Raw genomic sequence first — 19,213 nt, forward strand, 5'->3', positions numbered from 1 at the left:
TTTCCGAATAAAGTTTTGCACGAGATGGGATAGAGGTAGAATGAAGTGCGGCACGGTGCCGCATCTCGCTCACCGCAACACACGGGATAGACCCGGCAAGAGTTTTTATGGCGATGTCTCCGCAGCAGCCGGGCAACAATTCAACGATTCGAATGGTAACCCCAACCCAGGCACGGGTTCTGGTCGTTGAGGACGACCGAGATATTGCCGATATGCTGGTCGATCTGGTCAAAAGTAACGGTTTTGAGGCAGCTTCGGTCGCAAACGCGGTCGAAATGGACAGGATGCTTGCCCGTCACAGCTTTGATCTGATCCTTCTCGACGGCATGTTGCCCGGCGAGGACGGCTTCAGCATCTGTAGAAGGCTGAGGTCCTCCGGAAAAACGCCGATCCTGATGCTGACGGCCCTGCGCGAAGATATCGACCGCATCCTTGGTTTGGAACTGGGTGCTGATGACTATGTTACAAAGCCATTCAATTCGCGCGAGCTGATAGCGCGTATTAAAAACATCCTGCGCAGGGCGTCCGATCACAGTGAGCCGGAGCCTGAACTTGAACCGATGACGTTCTCAGGATGGCGGATTGATCCGAAGAGCCGCCAGCTGTTCGACCCTGAAGGAGCCCAGGTTTCCATGACAACAGCGGAGTTCGATCTGCTTTGGGCCTTTTGCTGCCACCCAAACAAGATACTGACACGTGAGCAACTCCTGGCGATGACTCACGCTGGCTCAGCGGGCCCTATCGAAAGAAGTATCGATGCCCATATCAGCCGCGTCCGACAGAAAATTGAGCCCAATCTGAAGGACCCGACATACATCAAGACCGTCCGGCTTGGAGGATACCTATTTGCCTCCAAGGTAGAGCGCCTTCTATGAGGGGCCTCCGCACAGCCTCTATCCGCAAACAGCTTTTTTTCCTCGCGATCCTGCTGGTCGTTCTTGTCTCAACAGTTGCGGCCACGACGGAGCCGTTCATCTATGGACGCCATGACAAGGGAATCGAGATCGGTTTGTACGCCGGACGCATCGAAACGATACTTGAGCAGTTTGCGCGTGGACGGACGCCGAGTGAGGAAGACGCAGCACTTCAATACGCTGGTCGGTTGGGTGTTCCGACCCAGCGTGCAACGCCCTCCCAAGCGTCCATTTCTTATAGAGCCGGCACACCAAACCCGGAGATTTTGACGCGGGTCAAAGACCTCATCAACGATGGAATTCTGACATCGATCCGTTCCGCGATCTGGGGCAATGACGGACCGTCGGTGCTCACTGTCAAAGTTGGTGAGACGAGGGCCCTAGCTTTCGCCATGCCGCAGTTCCCGACCAGTGTCTGGCTGGCGCCTGCCATGGCAAGCGGGCTTCTCAAAATCGTCATACCGCTTATACTTCTTGCCTATCTCGGCAGTTGGCTGATCACGGAGCCCCTTGTGCGGTTTGCGGCCGCAGCACAGCGCGTCAGCATGGACGATCACTCTGAGGAACCATTCAAAGCGGAAGGTGCATCCGAGATCCGGAGTTTGGCAGCGTCACTCAACGTCATGCAAGGCCGGATTCAGACGATGTTGCGAGAGCGGACGAGGGTGCTGCGAGCGATCAGCCACGACCTCAGAACACCGCTTACCCGCTTGCGCATGCGTATTGATCGATCAAACGAAACGGCGCTGAAAGAGATGATGCTGGCTGACATCACAATGCTGTCCTCGCTGATCGACGCCAGCCTCAGTTTTCTGGACAACAAATTCGAGCCCGCCCGAAAGGTGGACCTGTCAAGTTTTCTTCAAACGATCTCGGACGATTTCGCAGATACTGGCGTTAACATCCGCTTTATTGGCCCTAGGCGTCTGACATATATGTGCATGCCACAGGGGCTGACGCGGGCAATGTCAAATCTGGTGGACAATGCGTCCCGCTACGCCCAGCATATCGAGATCGAATTGGAAGACCGCGGTGACGCGGTCATTATCAAAGTTTCCGATGATGGTCCTGGTCTGCCTGATGACCTGAAGCAGAGGGTTCTTGAGCCTTTTTTCAAGGTTGATGAATCCCGGCAAACAGGCGCAAAAAGCGGCGGTTTCGGTTTGGGGCTTTCGATTGCCCAAGGGGTTGTAGCGATAGGTCATAAGGGCCTTTTTACGCTATTGGATCGTCAGCCAAATGGCCTTGTCGTAGAAATGATCCTGCCGAAGGGCGAAGCCGTTCAGCGCGAAAAAATAACCGACCACGCGTAAGGTGTTTAAGGTTTTCATGGCGCGAACATTTCCTAACATCATTTAAAACACAGTAACGCTCCCTTCGGCTATCGCTCATCCAGCCACACTCGCCGCACGGCGCTAACCCCGGCTGGAGCCAAATCTTTGAAAATACTTTTGAAAGCTAGCGCCTGCCTCATCGTTAGCGGCACTCTTGCCAGTTGCACAACGGCGGATCCAACTGCTTATGCCGGTCTTTCATCCGCCCAGCACCTGAAACCCGATCCGAGTGACCGCAGCGGCCGCATTCTCTACCGGTACAACAGCGGCACCAACTGGCGGCAGTACGACAAGATCATTGTCGATCCGGTCACCATCTATCGCGGTCAGGACAACCAGTTCGTCAAGATCAGCGAGCAGGACAAGAATACACTTGCTACCTACATGCAGTCCCAGTTCACGCAGAAACTGCGAACACGGTTTTCCGTTGTCAATTCATCTGCGCCAGGCACTTTAAGGATCCATCTGACGCTCACCGGAGCAAAGACGACCACGCCCGTGCTTGGCCCTTTCTCGCATCTCGACGTCGGAGGTGGTGTCTACAATGCCGTGCAGGCAGCACGCGACAAGGAAGGGTCGATGACTGGATCCGTGGCCTACGCAGTCGAGATTTACGACGCCACGAGCAACACGTTGTTGTCGGCTTATGTCACCAAGCAGTACCCGAACGCGATGAACGTCGGCGCAAGCTTTGGAGCTCTCAAGGCCTCGCAGGTGGCGATCGATAAGGGAGCCGATGCTCTGCTTGCGCAGTTGCGCCAGTGAGAGCGGACGCAACATTTTGCAACAACAAACGACACACAGCAACAGCGGCTTGGTGCATCATGTTGGCATAGTTTTCGTTCGTCGCACGCGCAATGATCGCACTCGGTCCCGGGTCAATCCGTGCGGCGCTCAATCCAAGGAAGAGTTTCGTGAGACGCTACATCATCGTTTTCAGTGCGGCTGCTGCTTTAAGCGCTACCGCCGCCCTCCCGGCCTTCCCGCAGGTGGTTATCCATGACGGCCAGCCTTCAGATACCTACGCGTTCGACGGTAATACGGAAGCCAACTTTCTGCATTCGTGGAATCGCCTCCATAACGATCAGAACCATTGGTCAAGGGAACGGTCGAGCTTTGGACCGGACGACGTCATCACCTTGCTTGAAGATCGGGGCTACAGGGTCAGGAGCGTTCAGGATGTCGGCGAGCGTTATTTGGTGAACGCAAGCCGGAGCGGCGACGATCTCCTCGTAAGCGTGTCGCGGTATGGCGATATCATGGGTGTCGTTCACGAGCGGTACTGAGCCATGACGAAGCAGTTCTGCAATTCCAACCTATTTCGAGCTCTGCTCCAATAGTTGGGTCGTACAGGCTCTGCCTGCCATCTTTAATTGCCAAAGAAAGGCATCCAATGTCCAGCTATCACGAAGACGATATCATTTCCCCACGCGAAACATCCAATGCCGGTGTAGTCCGAGCAGAGCGCGTGTGGCAGCATCGCCATGATCTTGAAATACAGCCGATACCAAAGCCGCGCTTCAATCGTTTGACATCACTTGCATTGGGGGTAAGCAGCCTTGTTCTCGGTACAATCTGCATGTTCGCCTACAGCGATCTTGGGCCAACACATGTCACTGTTCCGGAGAAGGCCATGGTCTCGTATCCTGGCGGTCCGGAAACAGTGAGCGTTCCAACGGCACTGCGGGACATTGTCGATGCCGCGCCATTACTGAAGCCGGTCAGCAAAACGCAATTCGCCTCACAACCATACACTGTCATTCCAACCAAACGTCCGGTCATTGAACCCGTCAAATCGGGTCGGGTCGAGAAGGTCAATTACGCGGCAGCGATAAAGAATTCGATCCAGGTTACCCGCTACGATCGATGCGACCCGGCTTGCGACACCCGAGGTCCCTTGGTTGTCGGCTCGATCTCACCCGGGGGTCACGCAATGCCGTCCGGTATTGCCGCAGAAAAGACAGACGCCGGACGTCCGAGCCAAGCCGTGGAAATCGGAGCGGCTGTGGTGAACGGCGCGGGATTTGTGCTCGTTCAGACTGCGGCTTTGCCGTTCACGACGCTGAAATTTGGTCGAGATGCGGCGCGGGGAATGGCGAAGCTGGATTGATGGTGGCTGGCACCGCTCGGTGCAGCAAAGCTGCGGCGGCAGTAATTTTCCATAAAGAACCAGCGAGGATGAGACATGCCGACATTGAAAGCGAAGGTAGCCGTTAGTCTATGGGTGATCGTTCTACCGATACTTTCCGGCTGCGTAAGTGACGACTACCCCTACGATCAATCATCGGAATACTCTCGTAATTATTACGGCACGCCCGAGCAGCGTGATCGTGCCCGGGAAGCATGGCAGCGACAGCAGGCGCGGCGGGACGAAAATCGTCGTCAAGACGAAGCAGCGTATCGAGAAGCCCAAGATCACCGCCGGTTCTGCAGGAATGCTCCATCGTCAGTGTTTTGCAGAAACGACTGACGAGCATTGGGGATTGTCTGCCGGGCCGCCTTGCGCTTGGGTGGCACTCGCGTCTTTGACAGTAGTTGTTTAACGCAGCACGCGGCTGTAGGGCGTAGGCAAGTGTTGTAGGGCAACCACAGCGCAGTCAGGCATTGCAGTGAGATCGCCCTCCAGCATCTCTGCCCACAGTGTAATCTAATCAAACACTCCGCCTCGATACGGCCTGATTTCGACAACTCAAGGCGATCTGAGACGTCCATAAGTGCCCCACATAGGAGATCATCATGTTCGATGGTGAATTGACAGTTCAAGACGTTCTAAAAGACCCGCTGATCCGTCAGATGATGCATGCCGACGGCATATCCGTCGATCAGTTAGGGCGCTTGTTGACTGAAGCCAGCCAGCAACTGCTGGCCAACATTAGTCGAGAGCGCATGGCGACCCGTCATGGACGCTGCTGAAATACGACAACTCGATAGGCACCGCAGGCGATCGAAATTCCGCATCGCAACAAAACATAATCTGAAAAGACACTCTGCAACATGCCTCTGAACCATAGTGGGCTGCATAAGCAGGCCGAGCACGAGGCGATCCTGCTTCGAAACACAACACAGGAACGATCCCATGAAACTCAGACTTCTGGCCTTCGCAGCACTTGCGCTTTCTTCTGCAACACCGGTTCTTGCAGCCGATCTAGTCTATGAGCAGCCCTCGCCTCCAAGCGAGCCGCAGGTCTCTTCTGCTTACGATTGGTCTGGCTTCTATCTCGGCGCCCAGGGTGGATATAATTGGAACCAAGCAACGATTTTCGGCTCCGACGTGGATCTCGACAGCGGGTCGGCGGGTCTGCATGCCGGCTACAATTTCCAGCATGGAAACATCGTTTTCGGTATCGAGAACGACTTCAACTACAATTTTGAGAAGACCAACAACGCAACTGTCGAATGGGATGCGTCTGGCCGCGGCCGCGTTGGTTATGCATGGGATCGCACTCTGTTTTTTGCCACCGCAGGTGTTGCAGCGGCAGGCGTCAAGGTCGATATTGCTGGTGCGGACAAGAAGGACGACATTCTGATCGGATGGACTGCTGGTGGCGGTGTCGAGCACGCCCTCACCGATAATATCCTGGTTCGTGGTGAGTATCGGTACTCGGACTTCGGCAACAAAGACTTCGGCTCATCGATCGGTGAGTTTGGCGCAACACAGCATAAGGTTCTCGTAGGCGCCAGCTACAAGTTCTAGTGAACTCGGCATTCCATTTCGCCCGGCCTTCGGTGGGCGGAATTGGGTCTGTTGTTATCTCCCCTATGCATCAGCTTATAGGGGAGATCTAATGCTTGACGTTCGCGTTCAGACACAACTTGCTCGCCCAAAGGGGACGCAGTCAGGCTACGCCTAGTGAGAAACTTGGCCATAGCGGTCAGTTGGTCATCGCATTTCAGCCGCGTGCTGTTAGCGTGCGTCCTATCATGGCGTTCGGTTATGTTTTTTTCCAGATTCGATCAACGTTGCGCATATAAGGGATCCAAAGCCGCTGGCAGCAATCACAGCTCCCATGGGCCACGGGGTGCCATCTGCGAAGGAACCCGATATCGCGGATCCTATCACGCCACTGCCGTACTGGATTGCACCCATGAACGCCGATACCGCCCCAGCCCTCATCGGGAAATCGGTCATCGCTCCGGAAATCGAATTTGCGCTGATGAGGCCGTTCATCGCGACAAACAGCCAGAGACCCGCAGCCATCGAATAGACGCCCCCGAAGTCCGTTGCGGTCACGAACGCCAGTAGGGAGCCTGCAAGAGCAGCGCCGATCGTCCCTGCTTTCAACATCCGATCGCTGCCATAGCGCACCACCAGACGGGCGTTGACGACGTTCATCCCCATCAGGCCGATGGTCGCCGCGGCAAAGGCCAACCCGAACGCCTGTGGCGAGAGACGGTGGTAGTCGATATAGGCGAATGACGAACCAGAGATATTGGCGAAGATCCCGGCATAGAAGAACCCTAGCGCCCCGGCATAGGCGAGTAGACGTTTATCCAGGAGCAGCGATCCATAGGCTTTGAAGGCTTTTGTCACCGTCTGCGGATTGCGACGCTCCGCAGGAAGCGTCTCCGGTATGGTGAACAGAGCGACTAGCGTCGCGAAGCCGATCGCGACCAGCAACCAAAAGATCGCCTGCCAATCCGCTACCCTCAGGATGAGCCCACCGACACTTGGTCCGAGCAAGGGCGCGATTGCCGTGACGCTCGCGAGTGTCGACAGAAACTTTGCCGCGCGGTCGCGCTGGTAGAGATCACGCACCATCGCCCGGGCAAGCACGACACTGACGCAGGCACCTACCGCCTGCAGGAGCCGGAAGGCAATCAGTTGCGTGACGGTGGTCGAGAGGGCGCAGCCCGCGCATCCGGCCATGAAAAGCACGAGACCCACGGCAACCGGAATGCGCCGTCCGAACCGATCGGAGATCGGTCCCCAAAAGAGTTGCCCTATGCTGAACCCAACGAGGTATCCCGAGACGGTATATTGGAGAGTGCCCTGGCTGGTCTGCAGCGCGGCACTCATCCATGGCATGGCCGGAAGGTAAAGGTCAGTGGAGATCGACGCGAAGGCCAGGAGCGTGCCAAGCACGATCATTAGCCAGACCTCGGACACCATGGCGGCCGGAGGTGGATCCGTCTGGGTTGCGTCGATCTCTCGTGTCATCGGATCGTATCCTCGTTCCCGCTCACCGAACCGTGTAGCCGCCGTCGACGGGCAGCGCGTGCCCAATCACAAATGTCGAGGCTGGGCTGGAGAGCCACAGCACGGCATCGGCGATTTCCTCGGCCGTACCGAGGCGGCCGATCGGAACATCCTTCATCATCACGTCCATTGCTTCCGGCTGCGTCTCAAGCATTTCGGTGACCATCGGCGTCGAAATGATGCCTGGGCAAACCGCGTTGATGCGGATGCCTTTCGGGGCGTATTCGAGACCAGCACTCCTCGTCAGGCCAACGACGCCGTGCTTGGAGGCGTGATAGATACCGCGCTCGGCAATACCGATGAGGCCCCCGAGCGAAGAGTTGTTGACGATCGTGCCGCTCCCCTGTTCGCGCATGTGCAGCAGCTCGTACTTCATGCAGTTCCAGATGCCGCGCAGGTTCACGCCCATAACGAAGTCGTAGTCGGAAGCTTCGGCCAGCGCGGTCTCCGCCACGGGGCTCTGGACGCCTGCGTTGTTGAAGGCTGCGTCGAGACCGCCGAAGGTGGCGATCGTCTCGCTAACCATCGCCTCGACCTCTTCCATGTTCGCGACGTCGCAGCGGATACCGATGGCACGATGGCCTTCCGCAACCAGTTCTGCGGCCGCATCCTTGACCGCGTCTTCGTTGACATCGGCGAAAGCAACCGCTGCGCCTGCTACCGCGAACTTCTTCGCGGTGGCCAGTCCCATGCCGGATGCAGCGCCCGTGACAAGTGCCACCTTGTTCTGAAAATCGAATGTCATTCCTGGTTTTCCTGTCGTATCGATGTGTTGGTCGGACTATGGCGTCCGGGTCAGTTTCAGCAGCCGATCCTGCGATGGGCCTTCCGCCCGCGGGGATCGGTTCGTGGTGATGAGGTAGATGTCGCGGCCAACGGGCTGCACGTCGCGAACTCTGTCGCCTGACGTGAAGATCGGCTTGAAGACCTTTGCTCGTTCGTCGAAGGCGTAGAGGCCCTTGCCGACGAGCGTCGCGACAAGCAGGTCATTGCCCGCGAATGCGATGCCGGACGGTGCCAAGGTCTGGTTGCCGGAGTGAATGAGCGGGCGCTCCATCCCCTGACGGTTTTCATTGCCGGAAACGATCGGCCATCCGTAGTTCCCGCCGGGCAGCACCAGATTGATCTCGTCATGGGCGGACTGCCCGTGTTCCGCAACGAACAGCCGACCATCCGCATCCCAGGCGATACCTTGTGGGTTTCGATGCCCGAGGGAATAGACGTAGGAGCCGGGATAGGGATTGTCGGCCGGCACCTTTCCATCTACCGTCATGCGCAGGACCTTGCCCGCAAGGCTCGAGACATCCTGGGGGCGCTGGCGGTTCTCCGTCCATCCGGTCGTCACATACAAATTCCCATCCGGACCGATCCCGACCCTGCCGCCGTTGTAGAGACGGTGGCCGGGAATCCCGTCGATCAGAACCCGTGTTTCCCGCCATGAGTTTCCGTCGAAGCGCGCCTCGATGACTTTGTTCGCAAGATCGCCACCGACCCGATAGGTCTGGTAGAAATAAGCGGTACCGCTTGTGCCGAAGTCCTTCGACAGCGCCATGCCCAACAGACCGCCGCCGCCTTCGCGGGCGATTGCGTCGGATGTCTGGACCGCATGGCGGGTCAGTCGTCCGTCTGCGACCGAGACGACAATGCCCGCGGCCTCGGTGATCCAGATCCGACCGTCAGCCTCCTTTATCTCCCAAGGATAATCCAACCCTTCGGCAACCACTTCGGCTGTCCAGTCCGAGCTGGCTGTGGCGGAAGCAAGCGACTCCGGACGAAGATCCTGAGCCCGAGCTTCCAACGATGTCAGAGCGGTGGCCAGCGCGAGCGCCCCGGTCAATGTCATTGCATGTCTCATCGACGGATCCCCGGTTCAGTGCTCAGTCGAGATATTGCTCATCCGACACCTTCTCCATCCAGGCAACGTTCTTGCCGTCCTTCATGTTGGTGATGGCGATGTGGCCGACGCCAGTCGTTGCGGTCGCGCCGTGCCAATGCTTCACGTCGGGCGGGCACCAGATCACGTCTCCCGGTCGCATGACGCGCTTTTCCGCGCCTTCTTCCTGCACCCAGCCAGTCCCCGACGTCACGATGAGGATCTGGCCTGCAGGGTGCGTGTGCCATGCCGAGCGGGCACCCGGGTCGAATGTCACGTGGCCGCCTGTATTACTTGTGTGCTCGTTGTCGGAATAAAGAGGATCGACCGTGACCGACCCGGTGAAATTGGATTCCGGTCCTTTCATCGAAGGGCGCGAGCCGCCCTGCGAGAACTGCGATGTTTCGGCGTGGGCCGAGGTCGAAGCGTAGAGGGCAAGAGTGATGGCAGTAGCTATAAACTGTTTCATGGTTCGTTCTTTCTTTTCAGAACAGGGGAGATGTGAATTCGCGCAATCAAGCCTTCCGGCCCGCGGACATGTCGATGACGAAGCGGTAACGAACGTCCTTGGCCATGACGCGCTCGTAGGCGCGATCGATCTGGTTAGGCGTGATGACCTCGACATCGGCCTTGATGTTACGCGCGGCGCAGTAGTCGATAACCTCCTGGGTTTCAGCGATGCCGCCGATCATCGAGCCCGCAAGACTTTTGCGGCCGAACCCCATCAGCATGCCGCTGAGTCCGCCTTGCAGCGTGCCGAGCGCCCCGACATTGACCATCGTGCCATCGAGCTTCAGCGTGTCGATGAAGGGCTGCATCTGATAGGGTTTCGGAACCGTCGAGATCAGCAGGTCGAACTGGCCTGAGACCCGCTTCATGGCTTCGGTGTCCGTCGACAGGACGGCGTTCTTTGCGCCTAGACGTCTGGCATCCGCAACCTTTTCGGGCGTGGTCGTGAAGACCGTGACCTCTGCCCGCCTTGCGACGGCGAGCTTGACTGCCATATGTCCGAGACCGCCCAGTCCCACGACACCGATCTTCTGGCCAGGTTCCAGTTCCCAGTGCTGCATCGGCGAAAAGGTGGTTACGCCTGCGCAAAGGATCGGCGTGAAAGCCGCCAGATCGACGGAGGGAGGCATCCGGATGACGAACTTCTCGGTGACGACGATGGCGTCGGAATAGCCACCGAAAGTGCGTCCGCCGCTGACCTTGTCCGGAGCGTCATAAGTGAATGTCGTTCCCTTGAGGCAATTTTGTTCGCGGTCGGCAAGGCAGTTCTCGCATTCCCCGCAGGAGGCAACCATGCAGCCGACGCCACCGATGTCGCCGACCTTGAACTTCGTGACGTTGCGGCCGACAGCACGCACTCGACCGACGATTTCGTGACCAGGAACGATGGGGTAATTCGTCGGACCCCAGTCGCTGCGCACGGAGTGGATGTCGGAATGGCAGATCCCCGCGTAAAGGATGTCGAGAAGCACGTCGCTTGGTCCAACGGCCCGACGATCGATCTCGATCTGTCTTAATTTGGATGTCGCGCTCGTTGCGCCGAAGGCCCGCACCTTGCTCGGCCCGATGTCGACGGCCTGACCATCTGCGCTGGACTGCGCATTTGCACGTCCAGCCATTGCCATGAGTGGCGCTGCCACCAGTCCTGCGCCGCCGATCAGCAGGCTACGACGGCTCGTTCCAGCCCCATGTGTAAAATCACCACACGCTTCGCACATTCGCGATCTCCTTCTAAAGGTTTGGACAGCATTCTTGGATCCCGCTCGCGGGAGTTCGGAGGGTTCGATGTTCCGAATTCGGTACGTTCGGATCAGCCTTGGTATTGGTCGTCCGTGACGTGTTCCATCCAGTCGACCACCTTGCCATCGACATGCTCCTGGATGGCGATATGGGTCATCGCGGTCTTCGGTGACGCGCCATGCCAGTGCTTTTCGCCAGGCGGAAACCACACGATGTCGCCCGGACGGATTTCCTCGATTGGTCCGCCTTCGCGCTGGACGCGGCCAAAGCCGGCGGTCACAATAAGGGTCTGGCCAAGCGGGTGCGTATGCCACGCCGTGCGTGCGCCCGGCTCAAACGTGACAGTTCCGGCCGAGCCGCGACGGGCGTCATTGGCTGCAAACATGGGGTCGATGCGCACCGTGCCCGTGAACCAATCCGCTGGTCCCTTGTTCGAGGGCGTGCTGCCGTTTCTCGTGATGTCCATGAGCTGATCCTTCCTGATCGGGTTGATTAGAAGATAGTGCAGCTCATTTAGAAGAATTAGGTGTCCAATTCTGCAAAGACATATGGACTCAGCGCATGAATAGAGGGTGGCGTCTTGGCTGGATCCTGCTAGGATCACACTCGATTGATGTGAGGATCCCATGAATGCTGCGTGAGAACGTTAACGATCTGCTCGCGTTTCTTGCCGTCGCCCGCGAGCGGAGCTTCACCAAGGCCGCTGCCAAACTCGGCGTTTCGCAGTCGGGCCTGAGCCACACTGTCCGCGGCCTTGAGGAGCGTCTCGGGTTGCGCCTCTTGACGCGAACAACCCGCAGCGTTGCGCCCACGCAGGAAGGCGAACGCCTGCTGACGATGGTGGGCCCGAGGTTCGAAGAGATCGAAGGCGAGTTGATCGCGCTGACGGATCTGCGGGAAAAGCCTGCCGGAACCATTCGCATCACAGCCGAGGATTTCGCGATCGACCACGTGCTCTGGCCGAAGCTCCGTGAGGTGCTGCACGATTATCCGGACATCAACGTGGAATTCGTCGTCGACTACGGTCTGGCGGACATCGTTGCCGAACGCTTCGATGCCGGTGTCCGTCTTGGGGAGATCGTCTCGCAGGGGATGATAGCGGTGCGGATCAGTCCGGAACAGCGAATGGTGGTCATCGGATCGCCGGATTACCTAGTCCGCAATCCAGCGCCGATCATTCCACAGGATTTGACGCACCACAACTGCGTCAACCTCCGCCTGCCGACCAAGGGCGGGTTGTATGTCTGGGAGTTCGAAAAGGACGGTCAGGAGCTCCGAGTGCGGGTCGATGGCCAGATGACCTGCAATGGTATCACCCAGATCCGCAATATGGCAATCGACGGTTTCGGCCTGGGCTTCATTCCGGAAGGGCTCGCCCAGCCCGAGATTGAGGCTGGGAGGCTGGTCGAGGTGCTGGGGGACTGGTGCCCGTATTATTCCGGTTATCATCTGGTTTATCCGAGCCGACGACAGTCTTCCGCGGCGTTCAAGGTCGTCGTCGATGCCCTGCGTGAGCGATAGTGATCGTGCCCGAGTCACTCGGAAGCGGGCACGATATCCCGCGGCGAGATTAGCTCGGTCGCTTTTCGAACACGTCTTTCACCACCGGAACGGCGGAGAAGACGTTCGGCCATCCGGCATAGAAAGTGAGCTGTGTCAGCATTTCCGAGGCCTGATCTTGCGTCAGCCCGGCATTCATCGCGCGGTTGAGATGGTAGTTGATCTGACCGACCTGGCCGGACGAGATAAGGGACGTGACGGTGATGAGGCTGCGGTCGCGTGGAGCTAGGCCAGGACGGAGCCAGAGATCCTTGAACAGGACACCGTTCGTGTATTCCACAACACCCGGTGAAACAGAGCCGACGTTCTTCTCGACCCCCTCAGCACGCTCGGCATCTGCTGCTTCATCGAGTAGAAGTGGCGCAGGCGATGCTTCGGGGAACTGGTCCGCACCGATGCCACGTTCGGCGAAGACCTGCGCGGCTACAGCAACCGCGCCCATTGAATTCCCCCAACCTGAATAGAAGGCAAGGTGAGTGATGATCTCCGAAAGTTCCGCGGCCGTGACACCGTTGTCGAGCGCCAGATTGAAGTGATACGGCATCTCGACGGGTTGGTTCCGGGCGATCAGGGCCGCCACCGTGACGACGCTACGGTCGCGCGGTGAAAGGCCAGGACGCTTCCAGAGGTCGTTAAACAAATCCTTCTGCGTGTATTTGGCCAGAGCGGGAGAGACCGACTGAACGTCGGCCATGGTAACGGGCAAAGACCCGAAACGCTTCTTGTCCTCATCTGCAAGCGCGGGGAGCGAGGCTGCGAGTGTCATCGACAGAGCCGTAGCGGCAAGTTTGTTCATGTCCGTTCCTTTCGAATGCGAGTTCGGTTTAAAGCCGGGCGTCGCCCGGTGGAGTTCTCGGCATGATCACCAAGCATAGGCTTCCGGTGCGCCGACCCCGTATCCGGGCCAGATCTCGTCGAGGCGGTTCAGCGTGTCCTGAGACAGGGTGACGTTCAACGCTCCGAGGTTCTCGGTAAGCTGCTCGACGGTGCGCGGACCAGTGATGGGAGCGGTGACGACAGGATTCTGCAGTAGCCAGGCCAGCGCTACGTCCGCAGGCTTCTCACCAATTTCCTGGCAGAGCGACTCATAGGCTTCCAGTTGGGGACGGAGCTTGTCGATCTGCTTCGTGACCTTGGGTTTGGAGCGGCGACCATCTGCCGCCTTCTGCAGAATTCCGCCGAGGAGCCCGCCGCCGAGAGGGCTCCATGCCACGAGACCCAGACCATAGTGACGGCAGGCGGGAATGACTTCCAGCTCGATCGTCCGCGCTGTGAGATTGTAAAGGCTCTGTTCGGTGACAAGCCCGAGGAAATTGCGGGCATTGGCGTTCGACTGGGCCGTGGCGATGTGCCATCCTGCAAAGTTGCTGGATCCGACATAGAGAACCTTGCCCTGCTGCACGAGCAGTTCCATCGCCTGCCATATCTCCTCCCACGGCGTTTTTCGGTCGACGTGGTGCATCTGATAGATGTCGATGTGGTCCGTCTGCAAACGGCGCAGACTGTCTTCGCAGGCCTTTCGGATATGGTAGGCCGACAGGTACTTGTCGTTCGGCCCAACCTCCATCGGTTGATAGACCTTGGTGGCCAGCACGATCTTCTCGCGGCGTCCACCCTGCGCGAGCCATCGTCCGATATATTCTTCTGAAATGCCATAGCCTTTCTTCATATCGGGTGAGTTAGGGCCGCCATAGACATCCGCCGTGTCGAAGTAATTGATGCCGACCTCCAGCGCCTTGTCCATGATCTGGAAGCTTGTCTCTTCATCGGCGTATTCGCCGAAGTTCATGGTCCCCAGGCATAGTGGGCTGACCTTCAGGCCTGTGCGGCCAAGATGTCTGTATTCCATTTTACGCTCCTTCGCTTGCCCTGATGGATTTAGTAATAAGGAGCCGACAGATTAGACACGGTTCTTTGATAGCGCTTATGCGGGAGACGCATGAATGCCGTGGCGACAATGCGTTCAGCATTTACCCCGGCGACGGGGCTCGAGTGCGCGAGAAGGACCCGCGCACTCGAGTTCGCTGTTGCGGCAATGCGAAGCCGACGATGTAGTCTCCGCGAGCGAAAACGCTACAGTTGCCTCCGGCAAGCGAGAGGCCGAGGAACATTCCTCCTATGAGAAGAACCGCAAGGTTCGGTGCGAAAGCGACGATCAGGTTGGATACGATCTGGATCACCGAGAGCCACAGCAGCAGATTGCGCCTATCGAGCCTGCGCGTGAGGACGGCGACGAAAATGCTAGTGAAAAAGGCGACGACAGCGTTGCCGTCAAAGCCTGACCCGCCATGCCCTCCGTGATGCCGAGGTCCTCCCCAATCGGAGTCAGTAGACTGAAAGAAAGCATTTCGGCCGCGGTCAGGCTGGAAACGCCAAGGCCCGTTGCCCAGACGGCTGCCCACAGAGGCGTCGAGGGTTCTGCTTCTGAAATCGTATCCGGCATGAGTTTCGATCGGCTCCATTGTCTTTGGGCCACCATAGGGGATGTAAACCTCGGCGATTACTCGGTAGAATGCGGATTTCGCATTAAGCAGGGCTAACAAATGGCGCGGGAAAGTATTGATGATTTGCAGGCCTTTGTCGCAGTGGCCAGGGAACAAAGTTTTACGCGCGCGGCGGTTAAGATCGGAGTCTCGCCGTCTGCAATCAGCCAAACGATCACGGCTTTGGAGGCAAGGATTGGGGTTCGTCTGCTAACGAGAACCACCCGGAACGTCTCCGTTACAGAGGCCGGGGATCGACTTCTGAACGAGATCGGACCGCGCCTCGACGGCATCCTCGCAGCGCTGACCTCGATGAACGAGCTGCGGGAGAAGCCAGCGGGGACCGTCCGTCTGACAAGCGACGAGCACGCAGCCGAATCCATTATCTGGCCCGTCCTCGAACGCTTCCTGCCCGAGTATCCAGACATCAAGGTCGAGGTTACGATCGACTACGGCCTCAGCGACATCGTAGGTGAGCGATACGATGCGGGCGTTCGTTTAGGCGAGACTGTCGCCAAGGACATGATCGCATTACCGATCGGGCCGAAGACCCGCATGATTGTGGTCGGCGCGCCTTCCTATATAGCAGGCCGTCAGAAGCCCAAGGTGCCGCAGGAACTGACTAATCACCGATGCATCAATTTCCGGCTGCCGACGCTCGGTGGGCTGTATGCCTGGGAATTCGAGAAGAGTGGCCGCACCATCAACGTTCGTGTCGATGGGCAGGTGACTTTCAACGGTCTCGGCATCATCCTTAAGGCCGTACTATCAGGTGCGGGATTGGCTTATCTTCCTGAAGAAGAGGTTCATCCTCATATCGACAGCGGTGCGCTCGTTCCACTTTTACAGGATTGGACGCCGCTCTATCCCGGCTACCACATCTATTATCCGAGCCGCCGTCAGCACACCCCGGCTTTCAGTCTGTTGCTCCACGCTCTTCGGTACCGGGAAACGAAGTAGCAATTTGCGTCTAAAAGCAGTTGGTATTCTTTAGCCCTGCTTAAAGCGGCATGTAGATTATCGCGGGTAATCCCGCCCATCGTGCGGCCTATATTCGTGTCCAGTTGCGGTCTGACCGACCGTTCGAGATATGGAGGCATATAATTATGAAGCACAATAAACTCGGAAACACGGGTATTTCGATATCGAAGCTTGCTCTTGGCACCATGACCTTCGGCGACGAAACGCCGGAGGATGAAGCGTTTACGATCATGGACGGCTACCTGGAAGCAGGCGGCAATCTGATCGATACCGCCAACGTCTATGTAGGCGGTGTCGCCGAACAGGTCGTAGGCAGATGGTTCGCATCGCGACCGAACGAAATCACAGACCGGGTCATTCTTGCGACCAAGGGCAGAGCTGGCAGCGGCGAGGATCCGAACGCTGTCGGCCTTTCGCGCCGTCACCTGCACCGAGCCCTTGACGGTTCTCTCGAGCGGCTTGGCGTCGACACCATCGATCTCTACCAGCTCCATGCCTCGGACATGCAAACCCCTGTAGAAGAAACGCTTAGGTTCCTCGACGAGGCCGTGCAGGCAGGTAAGATCCATTATTTCGGGCTCTCGAACTTTACAGGCTGGCAGCTTCAACTCTTTGCATCCACAGCCAAGGCGATGGGCTTGCAGGTCCCGGCCAGCCTGCAGCAGCAATACAGCCTCCTGTCGCGCGAGAACGAATGGGAAGTGGTCCCTGCAGCACTCTACAATGACGTGAGTATTCTTCCCTGGTCGCCACTCGCCGGCGGGTTCCTGTCCGGGAAATACCAGCGAGGAGGGGTTCCTGCATCCGACACGCGCGCGGGTTCCAATAAGGAACTCTACCAATGGGTTTCCGAGGAGTATGCCGAGTCGGACCGGAACTGGGCGACGATCGATGCCGTAATCCGGATCGCGAACGAGTGCGGTGCCACACCGAGCCAAGTCGCATTGAGCTGGATCGCAAATCGTCCGGGCGTCGCGGCTCCGATTTTCGGGGCACGAACGCTGGACCAGCTCAACGACAATCTCGGCGCGGCGGACCTGGTCCTTGATGATAAGGCGAGCGAGGCGTTGGAAACCGTAAGTCGCCCCACGCCTGGCGGCTATCCCTACGGAGCATTTGGAATGGGCCAGCGCAACCGCGACATGAAGGACGGCGTACCAGCACCAGGACTTCCAGTGACGGGCGGCTCAAAGCATCCGCTTGGCCGCGTCTGACGCAATACGGACCGAAACTGGGAAATCATGACATGAAGAACATTCTCAGCCGCCGCGACGTGTTTCGTGGCGGTGCCCTTGCCGCTGCGGCCGTGGCCCTTAGCTCGATGCCTGCTCTGGCGCAGACGGGACAAAAGGAATCCACATCACGCATCGACCCAAATGACGTGCAGCTTCTGTTCGGCGATCTTCAGGTCGGTCTTGTGTCTGGTTCGAAGACGAATTCTCCTGAAGCGATCTCGCGCGCGGCGAGCGTACTCGCCAAGGTCGGCACGACCCTGGAGCTTCCGACTCTTTTCAGCGTCGTGGACGTCGCTGGCGGCTCCGCCGACCTCATTCCAGGCCTGAAAGATTTCGCCGACAAAACTAATACCATCAAGCGGACGCCAATCAGCCCGTTCGGGGACGCGGCGACGGTCGCGGCACTTCGCAAGACCCCGCGCAGGACGCTCGTGATTTCCGGCTTCGCAGCCGAAGCCGTCGTGCTGCAGGCAGCCCTCGATGCCCTCGCTACGGGTTATCGCGTCTATTTCGTGGTCGACACGATCGGCAGCGCGTCCGAACGGACTGAGAGAGCGGCATTCGAGGAGATGGAGCAGGCCGGAGCAATCCCAACATCCGTCCTCAGCCTTTCGACAAGGCTCGTGAAAGACTTTGTCAGTACGCCCGGCTCCGAGGTGTTCGCAGCACTCGGTCCCATACTCAAAGGCTGACAATGCTCGGCGGTCGACCGCTCGGATCTCTGCCCATCAGTACCAAACAAGGAGGCTCTTATGAATAACGTCGCAGGAAAAGTCATCATCATCACCGGTGCCAGCAGCGGCCTCGGCCAGGCGGCGGCGCGCCTTTTGTCCGCCAAGGGTGCCAGCGTCGTACTCGGCGCGCGGCGCGCCGAGCGGATCGAAGAACTCGCCGAAGAGCTCAAATCCAACGGTGCACTGGCAGTGGCCGTGCCGACTGATGTCTCGAAGAGAAGAGATGTTCAGGCGCTGGTCGATGAGGCTCTCAGGACGTTCGGAACGGTTGACGTGATGTTGAACAACGCGGGCGTCATGCCACTGTCCTTGCTTGAGCGGCTCGAGGTCGACGAATGGGAGGTGATGGTCGACATCAATCTGAAGGGCGTGATGTATGGTATTGCAGCAGCGCTGCCTCATATGATCGAACGCAAGTCGGGTCACTTCATCAACGTCGCGTCGACGGCTGGTCACCGTGTCGGTCCGACGACGGCGATCTACTCTGCGACCAAGCATGCGGTCCGAGCCCTGTCGGAAGGTCTGCGCCAGGAAATGACCCCGCACAACATTCGCTCGACGATCATCTCTCCGGGTGCATCATCCACCGAACTGATGGACTTGGTTAAGGATGACAGTCTCGCCGATCACATGCAGAACGCCGCCAAATATGCTCTTCCTCCGGAAACCTTTGCCGAAATGGTGCTTTTTGCCATAAGCCAGCCGGAGAGCGTCGACGTGAACGAGATCCTGTTCAGGCCGACAGCGCAGCAAGCCTGATGGCGCGGAGATGACATGACTTCGGAACCAGATGTAGCGATCTTGGGGTCAGAACAAGAGCAGTCCGAAATCGTACGCTAAGGCCGAACGAAGCATGAACAATGCCATAGCTCGGATTTGGGGCGTTCGATCTCTGTGTGTCGTTTGACATTTAACTGTAAGAATGCGCCCGTTCAGACTGGTGATGGCATCTAATTTGAGATTCCTCGGTGTAATTTTCCGTGCCAAACGCCTTTCAGTTCGGCTGTAACCATCTGTAATATAGGTCATTTTCTCATGGAAGCGTGACCGTAAGCAGCCATCTCTCCCTGGCGGCGAATCTCACATTAAGTGCCAAAGAGTGAAGCCAGAATCTCAAATTAAATGCCAAGTCTCAAATTAAGTGCCGGGCTAT

At 57.9% G+C, this 19,213-nt stretch carries 21 protein-coding genes; 12 read left to right on the forward strand and 9 right to left on the reverse strand.

Annotated elements, in window-relative coordinates; genetic code table 11:
* Positions 1 to 152: 152 nt before the first annotated feature.
* The 7 genes from RMR16_RS25625 to RMR16_RS25655 all read left to right on the forward strand — a co-directional run bounded on the left by RMR16_RS25625 (position 153) and on the right by RMR16_RS25655 (position 5,942).
* Positions 153 to 875 carry a response regulator gene (locus RMR16_RS25625; RefSeq protein WP_320188014.1) on the forward strand — a complete coding sequence of 241 codons (723 nt, stop codon included), beginning with the start codon at positions 153 to 155 and terminating at the stop codon, positions 873 to 875.
* Positions 872 to 2,227 (forward strand): ATP-binding protein, encoded by a 1,356-nt coding sequence (locus RMR16_RS25630; RefSeq protein ID WP_320188709.1) that lies wholly within the window; start codon positions 872 to 874, stop codon positions 2,225 to 2,227. The genes RMR16_RS25625 and RMR16_RS25630 overlap by 4 nt, the downstream gene beginning before the upstream one ends.
* Positions 2,228 to 2,353: 126 nt before the next feature.
* Entirely contained in the window at positions 2,354 to 3,013 is a 660-nt protein-coding gene (locus RMR16_RS25635; protein ID WP_320187934.1) for a DUF3313 domain-containing protein, read from the forward strand.
* 149 nt (positions 3,014 to 3,162) lie between these two features.
* Positions 3,163 to 3,534, forward strand: a complete 372-nt coding sequence (locus RMR16_RS25640; protein WP_320188708.1) for a hypothetical protein — start codon at positions 3,163 to 3,165, stop codon at positions 3,532 to 3,534.
* Positions 3,535 to 3,641: 107 nt separating this feature from the next.
* On the forward strand, positions 3,642 to 4,358 hold the full coding sequence (locus RMR16_RS25645; RefSeq protein ID WP_320187936.1) for a hypothetical protein: 717 nt from the start codon (positions 3,642 to 3,644) through the stop codon (positions 4,356 to 4,358).
* 626 nt (positions 4,359 to 4,984) lie between these two features.
* Entirely contained in the window at positions 4,985 to 5,161 is a 177-nt protein-coding gene (locus tag RMR16_RS25650; RefSeq protein WP_320187937.1) for a hypothetical protein, read from the forward strand.
* A 163-nt stretch (positions 5,162 to 5,324) separates the two neighbouring features.
* Positions 5,325 to 5,942 (forward strand): outer membrane protein, encoded by a 618-nt coding sequence (locus RMR16_RS25655; RefSeq protein WP_320187938.1) that lies wholly within the window; start codon positions 5,325 to 5,327, stop codon positions 5,940 to 5,942.
* A 225-nt stretch (positions 5,943 to 6,167) separates the two neighbouring features.
* Here the strand turns inward: RMR16_RS25655 and RMR16_RS25660 are convergent, their stop codons facing one another.
* From RMR16_RS25660 to RMR16_RS25685, 6 genes are all read right to left on the reverse strand, one after another.
* Positions 6,168 to 7,406 (reverse strand): multidrug effflux MFS transporter, encoded by a 1,239-nt coding sequence (locus RMR16_RS25660; RefSeq protein WP_320188707.1) that lies wholly within the window; start codon positions 7,404 to 7,406, stop codon positions 6,168 to 6,170.
* Positions 7,407 to 7,428: 22 nt separating this feature from the next.
* Positions 7,429 to 8,190: an SDR family NAD(P)-dependent oxidoreductase gene (locus tag RMR16_RS25665; RefSeq protein WP_320187940.1), complete on the reverse strand. Its 762-nt coding sequence runs from the start codon at positions 8,188 to 8,190 to the stop codon at positions 7,429 to 7,431.
* A 36-nt stretch (positions 8,191 to 8,226) separates the two neighbouring features.
* Positions 8,227 to 9,300, reverse strand: coding sequence for a PQQ-dependent sugar dehydrogenase (locus tag RMR16_RS25670; protein ID WP_320187941.1), 1,074 nt, complete (start codon positions 9,298 to 9,300; stop codon positions 8,227 to 8,229).
* 22 nt (positions 9,301 to 9,322) lie between these two features.
* Positions 9,323 to 9,787 (reverse strand): (R)-mandelonitrile lyase, encoded by a 465-nt coding sequence (locus RMR16_RS25675; protein ID WP_320188705.1) that lies wholly within the window; start codon positions 9,785 to 9,787, stop codon positions 9,323 to 9,325.
* A 46-nt stretch (positions 9,788 to 9,833) separates the two neighbouring features.
* Positions 9,834 to 11,045 (reverse strand): NAD(P)-dependent alcohol dehydrogenase, encoded by a 1,212-nt coding sequence (locus RMR16_RS25680; protein WP_320187943.1) that lies wholly within the window; start codon positions 11,043 to 11,045, stop codon positions 9,834 to 9,836.
* 92 nt (positions 11,046 to 11,137) lie between these two features.
* Positions 11,138 to 11,533, reverse strand: a complete 396-nt coding sequence (locus RMR16_RS25685) for a (R)-mandelonitrile lyase (protein WP_320187944.1) — start codon at positions 11,531 to 11,533, stop codon at positions 11,138 to 11,140.
* 164 nt (positions 11,534 to 11,697) lie between these two features.
* On the opposite strand from RMR16_RS25685, the gene RMR16_RS25690 reads away from it, so the two are divergent.
* The gene (locus RMR16_RS25690; protein ID WP_320187945.1) at positions 11,698 to 12,588 is read left to right on the forward strand and encodes a LysR family transcriptional regulator; all 891 of its coding nucleotides are present in this window, start codon (positions 11,698 to 11,700) and stop codon (positions 12,586 to 12,588) included.
* Positions 12,589 to 12,637: 49 nt separating this feature from the next.
* Here the strand turns inward: RMR16_RS25690 and RMR16_RS25695 are convergent, their stop codons facing one another.
* The 3 genes from RMR16_RS25695 to RMR16_RS25705 all read right to left on the reverse strand — a co-directional run bounded on the left by RMR16_RS25695 (position 12,638) and on the right by RMR16_RS25705 (position 15,089).
* The gene (locus RMR16_RS25695; protein ID WP_320187946.1) at positions 12,638 to 13,423 is read right to left on the reverse strand and encodes a carboxymuconolactone decarboxylase family protein; all 786 of its coding nucleotides are present in this window, start codon (positions 13,421 to 13,423) and stop codon (positions 12,638 to 12,640) included.
* A gap of 66 nt (positions 13,424 to 13,489) precedes the next feature.
* A complete protein-coding gene (locus tag RMR16_RS25700; RefSeq protein WP_320187947.1) occupies positions 13,490 to 14,476 on the reverse strand; it encodes an aldo/keto reductase in 987 nt (328 codons plus the stop codon).
* 121 nt (positions 14,477 to 14,597) lie between these two features.
* On the reverse strand, positions 14,598 to 15,089 hold the full coding sequence (locus tag RMR16_RS25705) for an MFS transporter (protein WP_407026494.1): 492 nt from the start codon (positions 15,087 to 15,089) through the stop codon (positions 14,598 to 14,600).
* Positions 15,090 to 15,170: 81 nt separating this feature from the next.
* On the opposite strand from RMR16_RS25705, the gene RMR16_RS25710 reads away from it, so the two are divergent.
* From RMR16_RS25710 to RMR16_RS25725, 4 genes are all read left to right on the forward strand, one after another.
* Positions 15,171 to 16,070 (forward strand): LysR family transcriptional regulator, encoded by a 900-nt coding sequence (locus tag RMR16_RS25710; protein WP_320187949.1) that lies wholly within the window; start codon positions 15,171 to 15,173, stop codon positions 16,068 to 16,070.
* A 146-nt stretch (positions 16,071 to 16,216) separates the two neighbouring features.
* Positions 16,217 to 17,305, forward strand: a complete 1,089-nt coding sequence (locus RMR16_RS25715) for an aldo/keto reductase (protein ID WP_320187950.1) — start codon at positions 16,217 to 16,219, stop codon at positions 17,303 to 17,305.
* Positions 17,306 to 17,337: 32 nt separating this feature from the next.
* Positions 17,338 to 18,018: an isochorismatase family protein gene (locus RMR16_RS25720; RefSeq protein WP_320187951.1), complete on the forward strand. Its 681-nt coding sequence runs from the start codon at positions 17,338 to 17,340 to the stop codon at positions 18,016 to 18,018.
* Positions 18,019 to 18,078: 60 nt separating this feature from the next.
* Complete coding sequence (locus tag RMR16_RS25725) at positions 18,079 to 18,819, forward strand: SDR family oxidoreductase (protein WP_320187952.1); 741 nt, start codon at positions 18,079 to 18,081, stop codon at positions 18,817 to 18,819.
* Positions 18,820 to 19,213 lie beyond the last annotated feature (394 nt).

It is taken from the genome of Agrobacterium sp. rho-13.3, assembly GCF_033957765.2.
Classification (GTDB): Bacteria; Pseudomonadota; Alphaproteobacteria; order Rhizobiales; family Rhizobiaceae; genus Agrobacterium.